Source organism: Roseibium sp. MMSF_3412 (assembly GCF_030733265.1).
Taxonomy (GTDB): domain Bacteria; phylum Pseudomonadota; class Alphaproteobacteria; order Rhizobiales; family Stappiaceae; genus Roseibium.
The window spans coordinates 95211-108256 of sequence record NZ_JASHJI010000006.1; the positions used below are offsets into that span (position 1 = coordinate 95211).

Here is a 13046-nt window from a genome sequence, read left to right on the forward strand (position 1 = left end):
ACCGGCGGTGCAGGAGCCTAGCTCACGATCACGGCTTCCTGTGTTTCCGGATGCTCTGGGTTCAGTCCGGCGAGCCGGAAAACCTCTCCGACCCGAACTTCGAACTCCGTCTTCTGTGCCCTCTGTGCGACGGCATCTAACTTTCTTTTCTGCTCGCCTTCGATGTCCAGCCGCATTCCGTGTCTCTGGTTGGCGTTCTGAAATCTGCGCAGATCCATACCTGCCCTGCGGCAGTCGTGGTTCATATTCTCCGGAAACTGCGTGCGCTCAAGCGCAACGAAGATGAGTTCTGCCCGATAAAGTCCGAAACTCTGACCCTCTTTTGCGTGAACTAATTCGAAGCTCTGGCTGGTCACGCGTTTTGGATGTGCGATCGGTGGTTCAGCGCCGTGTCCGATGCCAAGTCCATCAGGCGCGACCAATCTTGGCAATTCTGAAGCAAAATGGCTCTGGCGCCTTCTCTGATGCTTCTTGACTACCTCGATGACTGCTTTCCGCGATTCTGAAGAGTCACAGTAAATCACGACGGTGTCGCACTTTCTTGCACCTGGCGCGGCGACCTTCGCAGCGTACAACCCTGGTATGTCCCAGATCTTTTTCAGGATCGTGGTGAACGCACTGGCGCGCGTCTTTTCCTTCAGGTTGATATATACACGTTCCTTGCACTGGACCCGCTGTGATGTCCGGTAGTGGATGAATGATCCGATCCACTCGTCCCAATTTGGAAAGTCGCTCACGCTTTTCATTGCTTTCCATTCATGGCTCTGGATTATGCTAGTGACACCGGGGAGTTTGTTTTGCAGCTTATTGCTAAGCATTCTTCTGAAGCTGTCCATCGTACTCCGGGATACACGATCTTCGGGGTTTGCGGGGTTTTCACTGCTGATGTACCCGTAGATTTTACCGATCGCGCGGTTTTGCTGTGACAGATGCGTTAGTCCTTTCGGTCGATCAGTACTTTCAACGGCTATGCGCATCAGTTCCGCACGGTTTTGCCATGTCCAGTCAACTACGGTTTGCAAGTTCCGATGAAGTCCCATTTGATCGCTCCGTGTTCAGTTCGTGACCTGAAGATGGAGGAGCAGGCGCGGCTTTCCCTGTGACGCGCGTTACAGTGCAAGCATGCCGGTGCGCCTTTCCGGATTGAGACGAACCGTCTGAATGTCGGGATTTGAGCAGGTTTTGAACTCTTCGCGTGTTGTCACTCCGGCCTGACACCACTGCTGTCCGGTTTGGAATTTGTTGTCGAACTTATGTCATTGAGAAAGAGGCAGTATTCCGTTCAGCGTCAAGTTGGGACAAGGACTGTTTCCCGGATTTGTCGTCCCGGTTTGGCGCGTAAGCGGCAAGACCGGGATCTAGTACGCCGTGTGGCCTCAGGCTAGAAGAAGCCGGAGAAACAAGGGGTTACTGGTTCCCTGCCTTCCGCTGCGCTTTAGCAGGGATGACAAGTCAGCATACGCAAGCGAGCCCAAAGGGACCCATTTCGCCTTAAACCGGACAGCAGTGGCCTGACACCGGGCATCGTCGCTCTTGCAGGGCAGAAAGGAACAGACGGATCAGCTTTCGACCGCCTCGACCGCGCCAATCAGCCTCTCGAATGTGGCGCGCACCTTTGCCTGAAGATCGGCGAGCTCCATCTCAAGGCGTGAGAAGGTCGGGCTTCCTGATGCCTGAACCAGAAGATCCAGGACGCCGCCGGGTGCTTCGGCAGGCTTGAAATTGCCCGAGAGCGAAAGCCGCAGTACCTGCGTGAGCCGCTGGTACATCCGGAGTGCTTCCAGCAGCAGGGCTGCATCACCGGGCTCCAGCAAACCGGCCTCCCTGAGCCTTTCCAGCGCATCCTCGGTTCCCTGCGCCAGGACACCGGGCGTATGGTGTGCGTTGGCCAACTGCAGGTACTGGGCCAGAAATTCGATATCGACGAGACCGCCGGCAACCTGCTTCATGTCCCAGATGTCCTTGGTGCCCTTTTCCTTTTCGATGCGGGCGCGCATGGACCGGACGTCATCGGCGAGTTTCGAAATGTCGCGGGATTTCTTCAGGGTTTCGCAGATGCTGTCGCCGATCTTCTGCGCGAATTCCGGAGAACTCGACGCGATCACGCGCGCCCGTGTGAGGGCCATGTGTTCCCAGGTCCAGGCACTCTTTTCCTGATAGGAAATGAAGCCTTCCAGGTTTGTTGCCAGCGGCCCGGCGTTTCCGGACGGGCGAAGGCGGAAATCAACTTCATAGAGGAGACCTTCCGCGGTCGGTGCCGAAAGGGCCGTGACCAGCCTTTGCGTGAGGCGGGTATAGTATTGCGTGATTGCCAGGGGCCGCTTGCCGTCCGACTGCTTGGCGTCTTCCGGCGCTTCGTAAAGCAGGATCAGGTCAAGATCTGACGACGCGGTCATCTCCCGTCCGCCGAGTTTGCCCATCGCGAGGACTGCAATGTTGCCGCCGGGCACAACGCCATGTGTTTCGGCGACATGGCGGATCACCTGGACGAGGGTCCGGTCGACCACCACTTCGGCAAGACGCGCCAGCGCGAAACCGACGCGATCCGCCGAAAGCGTGTCGGAAAGCAGCCTGAGGCCGATCAGGAACTGCTGTTCCTGTGCGAAAATACGCGCCCGGTCGAGTGCCTCCTCGTAAAAGCGCGCCTGCGTGAGGGTCTGGTCCAGTCCCACCCTGAATTCCTGCACGCTCGGCATGGCGCCGAAAAAGGCCGGATCCAGCACGGCGTCCAGAACATGAACCCGCTTGGAGACGGTTTCCGCCATGCGCGGGGCTGTCCCCATCGTCGTTGCCAGCAAGGTCAGCAGCTGCGGATTGGACCTGAGCAGCGAGAAGAGCTGCACGCCGGCGGGCAGTTTGGACAGGAAGCTGTCGAAGGCAACCAGCGCGGCATCGGCATTGTCTGTTGCCGCCAGCGCACCGATAAGCGTCGGATGCATTTCCGTAAGCCTCTCGCGCGCCTTTGTCGAGCGCGTGCACGGATACCGTCCGAAATGCCACGCTTTCACGATATTCGCGGCCTCGTCCGGTTTCTTGAAGCCGAGCCGGGCAAGTGTCTCAAGCGTATCGGGATCATTGTCGTCGCCGGTGAACACAAGGTTGCCCAATTCCGACGACAAGCCGGGTTCTTCTTCAAAGAGTTCCGAATAATGCAGTTGGACCTTCTGCATGTGCGTCAGCAATTCGGTCTCGAAGGCGCTGAATGTCTGAAACCCCATGAGCGCGGCAACCCGGTTCAAGCCGTCATCGTCCTTGGGCAAGAGTTGCGTCTGTTCGTCGTTCAGCATCTGTATCCGGTGTTCCACGTTGCGCAGAAACACATAGGCATCGCGCATTTCGTCGCGGGTCTTCAGCCGGATCCAGTCGGCATTGCTGAGGGCATTCAACATGTCGAGCGTCCGCCTGCCGCGCAGCGCGGGGTTGCGCCCACCCGCGATCAGCTGCTGCGTCTGAACGAAAAACTCAACCTCACGAATGCCACCGCGCCCGAGTTTGACGTTGTGCCCGGCAACCGCGAGCACACTATGGCCCTTGTGCATGTGGATCTGGCGCTTGATGGACTGGACATCGGCGATGGCTGCGAAATCCAGATATTTCCGCCAGACAAACGGCACGATTTCGTGCAGGAACGCTTCTCCGGCCGGAATGTCACCGGCGCAGGCCCGCGCCTTGATCAGCGCCGCACGTTCCCAGTTCTGTCCCAGAGACTCGTAGTAGACCAGTGCCGCGGGCACGGACATCGCGAGCGGCGTGGCTCCTGGATCGGGCCGCAAACGCAAATCCGTGCGGAACACGTAGCCGTCCTCGGTCCGGTCCTGCATGATCTTGACGAGACGGCGCGTCAGCCTGACAAACTCGACCGGTGCTTCCGCTCCGCCGGCCATGGGTGCCTTGTCCGGGTCGTAAAGCACGATGAGATCGATGTCGGATGAATAGTTCAGCTCGTTCGCACCGTGTTTCCCCATGGCAAGCACGATCAGCCCACTGTCGATTTCCGGCTGGTCCGGGTTGGGTGGCGCAAGCTTGTTGCGGCGAGCCAGGTCATCGAGGCAAAAGCGGATCCCGGCGTTGAGCGCGGCGTCTGCGAACCCGGCAAGCGCGCGCGTCACCTGATCCAGGCCGATCGCGCCACCGATATCAGCAAGACCGAGGGTCAAGGCGAGATCCTGCTTGAGACGCCGGAGCTGCCGCATGATCGAGGCCTCATCCTCCGCCCGTGCCTCAAAGGCTTCGTTCAGCAGGCGTTGAACACGTTGCTCCGGAGCTTCGTGCAACATGCCGAACGCTCTTTCCGGATCGGAAAGAACAAGATCACGGAGAAACGGAGAGTTCCCCAGAACACCTGCGAGGAACCGTTCGGCATCCGGTTTGTCCTGAATACAGGAGCGAAACCTTTCCCCCATGTCCGCGTGATTGAGGAGATCGTCGACAAAGAGCGCGGCGCGTTGTGCGTCCGGCACCTGCGGAAAGACCCTGATACGATCGATCAGGGCCACCGGCGCAACGTCAGTTGCCGTTTGGCTGTTCGGTTCGACCGGATCTTTCTTCTCCATCCCCGCTCCTGACACTATCATGCGAAACCGGCGTCAAATCGATGCGGGCGCACAGTCCCGGATCTTCATTTTTGAAGCGCAAGTCTCCGCCATGCAAGCGGGCAACCGCCTTGACCAGGCTCAATCCCAAGCCTGTTCCAGGCTCAGACCGGCTCTCTTCAAGCCTGACGAAGCGATCCATGACCCGCTCGTGGTCCTTTTCCGGTATCCCGGGACCGTTGTCCGATACCGACAGCATCACGCGGCCTTGTTTTTCCTCGCCGGTCAAGCGCAGCACAAGTGCGCCATCGGCTGGACGACCGTACTTGAGCGCGTTTTCTATCAGGTTGACCAGGACCTGGCTTATGAGGTCCCTGTTGCAAACAGCTTCCAGATTGTCCGGGGCATCGGTTTCCAGACGGCCGCCTTCATCTTCGATCAGCGGCTCATAGAGCTCGGCGATTTCGGCAACAAGCCGGTTCATGTCCGCTGGTTCCATAACTGAACCGGGCGCCATCGATTCGATGCGGGCAATCCGCAGCAGCGCGTTGAAGATGCGCAGCAGATGATCCGTCTCGTGAAGCGTGCTTTCAAGCGCGCTCCGATAGCCGTCTTCACCCTTGGCGTCCCGCAACGCGGTTTCCACGCGCGTCTGGAGCCGGGTCAGCGGCGTTTTCAGGTCATGGGCAATGTTGTCGGTGACATCCTTCATCGATTGCATGAGCAATTCGATGCGGTCCAGCATGTCGTTAAGATTGACGGCCAGCCTGTCGAATTCATCGTTCGTTCCCGCAAGCGACAGGCGCTCGGTGAGATCACCATCCATGATCATCCGGCTGGAGGCGGAGATGTCGTCGATCCGCTTCATCACGCGCCGGCTGACGAAAAGCCACGTGATCGCGGCCATGACCACCACCACGACCAGCCACAGGCGCAGCGCATTTGCGAGCAGGTTGGAAAATCGCAGTTGATCCCCAAGGTCCCGTCCAACCAGCAGACGGAACCCGCCACGCAGTTCGAACGTGCGCACCATTGCCTGGCGCTCGACATCTTCGGTGCCCTGCCCCAGAAGCGTGTAGCGAACGCGCCGCAACCCGCCATCCGCCTCTTCCAGGACCACCGTCGGAAGGCGCGCAATGTTGCCGACAAGAGCGTTGCCGGCAAAATCGACCAGCAGATAAAGGCTGGCGTCGGGGTGCTGTGTGCGGTCGTCTATGGTCTCGACGAGGTCGCGGATACCGCCGCGCACGTAAACATCCGAAAGGCCCTTCAGTTCCGAATCCACGGCCTGAACGACCTGTTCCGACATCAGATTGTCGGTGCTCTCCGAAACATAGACGACGAGCACGCCGGACATGACCGTGAAAACAGCGATATAGAGCAAGGACAGCTTGAACGCTGTCGTGCGGACAAATCTAGTGAGCCGCGTCACGGATGGTGTACCCGGCTCCGCGGATCGTATGAAGAAGCGGTGTTTCAAAACCCTTGTCGATCTTTCCGCGGAGACGCGATATGTGCACATCGATCACGTTCGTCTGCGGGTCGAAGTGGTACTCCCAGACATTTTCCAGAAGCATCGTCCGCGTCACGACCTGACCGGCATGCTGCATGAGGTATTCCAGAAGACGGAACTCGCGCGGCTGCAGCGGGATTTCCATTTCACCGCGCCGGCAGGAATGTGCCATGCGGTCCAGCGTCAGATCACCCACGGTATAGGTGGTTTCGACCTGGCTTGAAGATTTGGGTCTGCGTGCGAGCGCTTCAACACGTGCCTGCAGCTCTGTAAAGGCGTAGGGCTTGGGCAGGTAATCATCGCCACCGGCCTTGAGGCCCTTGACCCGGTCGTCGACCTGACCGAGCGCTGAAAGGATGAGCACCGGGGTGTGATTGTCTTCCTGGCGCAGTTCCTGAATTATCGATAGTCCGTCGAGCTTGGGCAACATGCGGTCGACAATGAGGATGTCGTAGCTGCTGTGCAGGGCCATATCCAGGCCGCTCTGTCCGTCTGCAGCATGATCGGCCGTGTGTCCGAGTTCGCTCAATCCCTTGACGAGGTAGCTCGCCGCCTCAGGATCATCTTCGATAACAAGAATCCGCAACATGAAACCCTTTTACCTTGAGTTAGCTCGAAATGGAATGGCTGGCGGCGGCAATGGATGTGAGGCGCCGCCGCCAGTCCGGCTGGGTTTACGGGCGAAACCCATGGCGAAGACCGGCCCGTCGGGGTTGGGGGCAGAGGGCAAGCCGGTCCCGCCAGTCAGGTTCCGGTTCCAAGACGAACCGGTTCCTGATCAGGCCAGGTTCATGGGCAGGGCCACGAACCGGGTTGTGTCGTTTGTCTCGATCCGGAAGAGAACTGCCTTGCGGCCGTCGTTTTCCGCCTTGTCGAGCGCTTTCAGAACGTCGTTGGCCGAGTTGACCTTCATGCCGGCGACTTCGAGGATCACATCGCCTTTGGAAAGACGCTTGTCAGCGGCCGGTCCGTCCGGATCGATTTCCGCAATGACAACACCCTCGCCTTCCAGACCGGCTTCCGCCTTGGTCTGAACGGTCAATCCGAGATCATCCAGGCTGGTCGTCGTTTCTTCGGCCTGGGGCTCGGCGGCTTCAGCGACCTTTTCCTGGTCCTGAAGACGTCCAAGGGTCACGGTGATGTCCTGCTCCTTGTCGTCCCGCCAGATCGTGACCTTGACCTCGGTGTCCGGCTCATAGGCCGCTACGATCTTGGACAGGTCGCGCGGACCGTCCACCTTTGTGCCGTCCACGGCGAGAATGGTGTCGCCTGAGCGCAGGCCAGCCTTCTGAGCCGGGCTGTTGTCCTGCGCTTCCGCGACGATGGCGCCGCGGGCCTCCGTGAGGCCAAGGCTCTCCGCGATGTCATCAGTCACGTTCTGGATCTGAACGCCGAGCCAGCCACGAACAACGGTTCCGTCGTTCTTGAGCTCCATGATGACATCCTGCGCGGTCGAAGCCGGGATTGCGAAAGCAATGCCGACATTGCCACCGGACGGCGAGAAGATCGCCGCATTCACACCGATTACCTCGCCGTTCATGTTGAACGCCGGGCCACCAGAGTTGCCCCTGTTCACGGGAGCATCGATCTGAATAAAGTCGTCGTAAGGACCTGCACCGATGTCACGTCCGCGCGCAGACACAATCCCTGCGGTCACCGATCCGCCAAGTCCGAACGGGTTGCCGATTGCAACCGTCCATTCACCGACCTGCGGTGCTTCGTCGGCGAAATCGACATAGGTGAACTCGTCACCGCTCTCGACCTTGAGAAGAGCCAGGTCCGTGCGTTTGTCGGAGCCGATGAGGGTCGCGTTGTATTCGTCGCCGTTCTTGTCGATCACCGTAAACTCGGTGCCACGATCAATCACGTGGTGGTTGGTGACGACAAAACCGTCCTTTGAGATGAAGAAGCCGGAGCCCTGCGACATGCCGTACTGGCGCGGCGAACGGCGCTCGTTGCGGCCTTCGTCACCGCCACGGCCGCCGAAGTCGCGGAAGAAACGCTCGAACGGATGACCGTCGGGCATGCCCTTGAAGAATTCCTCGAAGCCATTGCCACCGTTGCCGCCATTGAAATTCATCATGCGCGGCTCTGCGGCCTGCTTGACGCGAACACTCACGACAGCCGGGCTGACCGTGCGCACAACATCCGAAAAGTCTACTGGTGCTGCAGCATCAACCCGGACGGGTTCTGCCTGAGCCAGCTGGCTCGGTACAAGCGTCTGCGCGGTCAACGCACCGGCAGCGCCCAGAGCGACGACACCTGCCAGCAATTTGGCACGACGCGAACGCAAGAGAGAAACTGACCCACGATTTTGCATATTTTCTTCCTCTGTCGAGATAACTGTTGGAGGCCAAATCAGAGCGCATGGGGACCTGCGTTCTTGGCTCAAGGAAGAAAGTAGGTAGTCCTGCCTTACCGTTGCCTGTCGGGGGAATTACAAATTCGTAACGTTCTCTTCGCATCGAGAAAGAGATTCAATGCTCCGAGACAAGCTCTTGTTTTCTTGAAAATTTTTCTTGAACGCCCGGCCATGCAGCGCTGCCAAGGCGCGCCATCAGGCCCGTGTCAAGGACGTCTGTTCGGCTGGAAACCTGACCGGCGCATTGCCTGAAACCCATTTTGTCCATTTGGGCATGACTGTCTGAAAGGCGTGCGACGATTCGAAAGCTTCCAGCCATGTCCGTAGCGGCTTCCAGTCCTGGGCATCGAACCAGGTGCGGTCAGCGTTCGCGAATTGCCGCACAAACGGCAAGATCGCATAGTCTGCCAGCGAAGCGGTGCTGCCAAAAAGCCACCGCCCTTGTTTGAGGCGCTCATCGAGGCCGGCAAGAAACCCTGCGGCCTGCGCGCGTTCGTCTTCCCGGTTCGCGTCTTCGTAGCGCACATCATACTTGTAGCGATCAAGATGCGATTTGAAGGGGCCGTCACATTGCAAGACAAGCGCCTGCATTTCGTCCATCGATCCCGTTTCAGGCTCAAGCCAGTTTTCCGGGTCGGAGTCCTCCAGCGCCCACAGCATGATGTCCCAGCTCTCATCAATGACGTCATCGCCCGTGTCGAGACAGGGAACCGTCGCGGACGGCGAGACTTGAAGAAATTCAGGCGCCTTGTCACGCAGCACGATTTCACGCAGTTCGACCGGCCGTCCACTGGAGGCAATCGCCAACCTGGCGCGAATGGCGTATGGGCAGCGCCGGAAGGAATAAAGAACCGGAAGATCACTCATGGCCTTGCAATGCCGCAAGCCGGGCTCAAGGTCAACTGCACCCAGGGATTGCATTTCATCCAACTCGAACGCCGTTTTTCACGAGATGTAAAGAAAATGTGATGATACTCTTCTTCATAGGGTAACAACATGACTGACTCGCTGCTTCAACTGGCCAAGGACAGTTCTTCGGAGAAGAAAAACGCGCTCGCAGAGCACGTAACCGGTCTGCTTTCGTCGCGATCTGAAGACAACAGGACCAAGGAAACCGACCTCCTCAACAACATGCTGGAGGGGGTCTACGATTCCCTTGCGCCCGAAGTCCGCCAGAAAATGTCCGAGACACTAGCGGATGTGAAAACCACATCCGCGACGCTTGCCGGGGCGATCGCCAAGGACGAACTTCAGATCGCACACGCCATGCTGGAACGGTCGGCGTCGATCACGGACGACATGCTGCTGGAAATCGCCGAGGTCAAGGATCAGGGTCACCTGCTCGCCATGGCCAAGCGGGACCACATCAGCAAGAAAGTCACCCAGCAGCTGATCAAGCGCGGCGGCAAGGAGGTCAAGCAGGCCATCGCCTCCAACCTCGGTGCCGAGCTTGAGATGCCGGTCTTTGAGGATCTGGTCAAGGAGATCCCGAAACAGCTGGGCGACCGGATGCGTCACCTGCGCAAGTCCAACGAAGAACTCATCGAGGACCTGTTCCGGGAAGACGGCGAAATCGCCTCGGGTCAGAAACTGGAGAAAAAGCCGTCGAAGATCAGTCCGAAGGCCTGGCTCGCCGGCATCAGGCTCGGCAAGACCGACCTGAACAAGGCCGTCTACCAACTGTGCATTGAACACAATCTCCTGGACATTGTCGGTCTGCTTTCGGTGTTTTCGAACCTTGAGATGAAATACGTCCACAACCTCATGGTCCGCTTCGACGCGACGGGGATCGCGAGCGTTTGCCGGGCCTGCGGTATCGGCGCACGTGAGTTCCAGGCGATCTGCAAGGAGCGCTGCAAGCATCTGAAATTTCCAGAAAGCACGGGCAGCAAGTGGCTGACCAATTATCACATGCTCGATGAAACCGATGCCCGCCGCCTGCTCGCGGTCATGAAAGCCAAGCTGGAAAGCCAGGCAACGCACCAGGCTGCCTGACACACGCTCATCAATTCAAACAGGTTCTGACACGGTAGTGATTGGCATCGCCGTCAACGCAGTTGCGTGTCTGCCGGGCTGGTCCATCCGGACCTGACGCAGCCCGGAAAAAGAGGGCCGCCACACCCGCTCGGAATTTCATTGGTATTTCTGCCGAGCAACACCGAAGACTTGCGTAAATTTCCTTCTACTCTTTAGACACTTGTAAACTGTCTCTGGGGTATTCTCCGATCCAAACGAATGGATGGATCCGACATGCTCAATGATCTTCTCAACCAAGCGCAGGACAGTTCTCCTGAAAAACGCCACAAGCTGGTTGAACATGTCACTGACCTGTTTGTCACGGGTGCAAACAGTTATCAGACCGAGGAAATCTCGCTTTTCAACGCCGTGCTGGAACGCATGCTGCCGTCTATGGAAGCTGAACAGAAGCAGACCGTTTCCGAACGGCTGGCCCCGATCGATTCAACATCCCACGCGGTCGCCTATGAATTGGCCAGCGACGAGATCGAGATTGCGCGGCCGATGCTGACGACCTCCAAGGCGCTGAAGTCCGAAGATATCCTCCGGCTCGCGAAAACGATGGGACAGGGGCACCTGCTCGCCATTTCCAAACGCGACCACCTGGAAGCCAAGGTTACCGACGTGCTGCTTGAGCGCGGTGAAAGCCCGGTCAAACAGTCGGTGGCGGCGAACTCGGGTGCGGAACTCTCCGACTGGGGCGGGCGCCTGCTTGTGAAGCTGGCCGAGCGGGACGAAAAGATCCGCGACGCGATGATCGAGCGCTCCGATGTCTCGGAAGACGACTACGAGAAGCTTATCTCGCAGATGCCGTCGCAACAGCAGAGCAAGATCAGGAAGATGCGCGAAGAGAACGAAGAGCTTGTGCGCTCGCTCTTCCACGAGGCCAGCAAGGTTGTCGCCAGCACCAAGCTGGAGCGCAAGAAGACCCGGATCGATGCAAAGGTCGCTCTGAAGGATATTCGCGAAGGCCGTGGAGCGCTCGGACAGGCGCTGACGCAGATGGCGCTGTCGAACAATCTTTTCGACATCTGCTTCCTGCTTGCCGAACTGGCGGGGCTGGACCAGAAATACGTCACCAACGTCATGGTTCGCTACGATGCGACCGGCGTTGCCGTTCTGTGCAAGGCGCTCGGCGTCGACAAGAACGGCTATGTCGCTCTTTGCCGTGCGCGCGCATCGAACAACAAGCAGCCGCAGACCACCGTTCAGAACTGGATCAACGACTACCAGGAACTGACGGACAAGGATGCAAGGCGTCTGCTGTCATTCATGAAGGTTCGACTGAGCACACTGGAAGAACAGGCAGCCTGACCCGGCCGCCTGCACTTGCTTGTCCAGTTCTCATCCTGATGCGGCTTCCCGCGTGACAACGGCGGCACCGTGCTCGAGCGTGCGGTGAACGGGGCACTTGTCGGCAATCTCGAGCATGCGCTGCCGGGTCGCGTCGTCCAGCTCGCCTTCCAGGGTAATCAGCCGCTCGAAACGGTCGATCTTGCCGCCCTTTTCCTTGATTTCTTCTGAACAATCTTCGCAATCGGCCGCGTGCACCTTGTTGTGCAGAACCTGCGTACCGATCCGGTCAACTTTCAGTCCCTTGCGGTCCGCATACATACGCAGCGTCATGACGGTGCAGGCCCCGAGCGCGGCCGACAGAAAGTCATAAGGCGACGGCCCGCTATCAAAACCGCCATAGCTGACGGGCTCGTCCGCGATCATCCGATGCTGGCCGGAAGCAACCATTGCCTGGAACTTGCCCTGGCCGGTCTCCACGACGTCAACACCTTCCTTCGCCGCCTCCGCGGGTTGCGACCGCTCTTCCCTGTCCAGATATCCGCTGGCCCAGCCGGCAATCACTCGTGCCGCATAGGCAGCGTCTTCGCTGCGCGTCAACAGATGATCCGCCTTGTCGAGCGACACAAAACTCTTCGGATGTTTCGCAGCCACAAAAATGTCCGTGGCGTTCTGGATGCCGACCGTGTCGTCGAGCGGCGCATGCATGACCAGAAGCGCCTTGCCCAACCCTGCGGTTCTTTCCTTTACGGTCTGCGCCTCAAGGTCCTCCAGGAATTCCCTGCGGATCGTGAATGAGCGTCCCGCGAGGTCAACACTCCCGGACCCCTTTTCGCGGATCTCCTCCACCGAGCCCTTGAAATTGTGAATGACATGATCTGCATCCGAGGGTGCGCCGATGGTCACGACCGCCCGCACTTCCGGAATGTCCGCTGCAACCGCCAAGACCGCCGCGCCCCCCAGAGAATGGCCGATCAGAAGCTGAGGTGCCTCGTAATTGGTTCGCAGGAAGTCGGCTGCCAGCTTGAGGTCGTCGACATTGGACGAGAACCCCGTCGAGGAGAAATCACCGCCGCTGCCGCCCAGACCCGTGAAATCAAACCGCAGAACCGCAATGCCCTCGGCGCTGAGCGCACCGGCGATATGGCGGGCGGCCGGTATGTCTTTTGAACAGGTGAAGCAATGGGCAAACAGCGCGAAAGCCCGGATCTTCCCAGCCGGGAGGTCAAGTCGTGCCGCAAGTTTTGCGCCATGGGCGCCATCGAATTCCAGTCGCAACGGTCTGTTTGCCATTGTTCAACCCTCCAGCGTTTCATCGCGCCTGAGGTAA

General features: G+C 58.8%; 9 protein-coding genes. 2 read left to right on the forward strand and 7 right to left on the reverse strand.

Going from position 1 to position 13046, the window contains the following annotated elements; all coding sequences use genetic code 11:
• Window positions 1–17 precede the first annotated feature (17 nt).
• The 6 genes from RBB49_RS12810 to RBB49_RS12835 form a co-directional block, all read right to left on the reverse strand.
• On the reverse strand, window positions 18–1040 hold the full coding sequence (locus tag RBB49_RS12810) for a T3SS effector HopA1 family protein (RefSeq protein ID WP_306143199.1): 1023 nt from the start codon (window positions 1038–1040) through the stop codon (window positions 18–20).
• A 519-nt stretch (window positions 1041–1559) separates the two neighbouring features.
• Complete coding sequence (locus RBB49_RS12815; RefSeq protein WP_306143200.1) at window positions 1560–4553, reverse strand: bifunctional [glutamine synthetase] adenylyltransferase/[glutamine synthetase]-adenylyl-L-tyrosine phosphorylase; 2994 nt, start codon at window positions 4551–4553, stop codon at window positions 1560–1562.
• The gene (locus tag RBB49_RS12820) at window positions 4507–5964 is read right to left on the reverse strand and encodes a HAMP domain-containing sensor histidine kinase (protein ID WP_306143201.1); all 1458 of its coding nucleotides are present in this window, start codon (window positions 5962–5964) and stop codon (window positions 4507–4509) included. Before RBB49_RS12820 ends, RBB49_RS12815 begins: the two co-directional genes overlap by 47 nt.
• Window positions 5948–6634, reverse strand: coding sequence for a response regulator transcription factor (locus RBB49_RS12825; protein ID WP_306143202.1), 687 nt, complete (start codon window positions 6632–6634; stop codon window positions 5948–5950). The genes RBB49_RS12820 and RBB49_RS12825 overlap by 17 nt, the downstream gene beginning before the upstream one ends.
• Window positions 6635–6823: 189 nt before the next feature.
• Window positions 6824–8338: a Do family serine endopeptidase gene (locus tag RBB49_RS12830; RefSeq protein WP_306143203.1), complete on the reverse strand. Its 1515-nt coding sequence runs from the start codon at window positions 8336–8338 to the stop codon at window positions 6824–6826.
• A 264-nt stretch (window positions 8339–8602) separates the two neighbouring features.
• On the reverse strand, window positions 8603–9274 hold the full coding sequence (locus RBB49_RS12835) for a glutathione S-transferase (protein WP_306143204.1): 672 nt from the start codon (window positions 9272–9274) through the stop codon (window positions 8603–8605).
• A gap of 129 nt (window positions 9275–9403) precedes the next feature.
• On the opposite strand from RBB49_RS12835, the gene RBB49_RS12840 reads away from it, so the two are divergent.
• Both RBB49_RS12840 and RBB49_RS12845 read left to right on the forward strand, forming a co-directional pair.
• A complete protein-coding gene (locus RBB49_RS12840; protein ID WP_306143205.1) occupies window positions 9404–10402 on the forward strand; it encodes a DUF2336 domain-containing protein in 999 nt (332 codons plus the stop codon).
• Window positions 10403–10657: 255 nt separating this feature from the next.
• On the forward strand, window positions 10658–11737 hold the full coding sequence (locus RBB49_RS12845) for a DUF2336 domain-containing protein (RefSeq protein ID WP_306143206.1): 1080 nt from the start codon (window positions 10658–10660) through the stop codon (window positions 11735–11737).
• A gap of 30 nt (window positions 11738–11767) precedes the next feature.
• Here RBB49_RS12845 and RBB49_RS12850 read toward each other — a convergent pair whose 3' ends face one another.
• On the reverse strand, window positions 11768–13009 hold the full coding sequence (locus RBB49_RS12850; protein ID WP_306143207.1) for a bifunctional alpha/beta hydrolase/OsmC family protein: 1242 nt from the start codon (window positions 13007–13009) through the stop codon (window positions 11768–11770).
• Window positions 13010–13046: the final 37 nt, after the last annotated feature.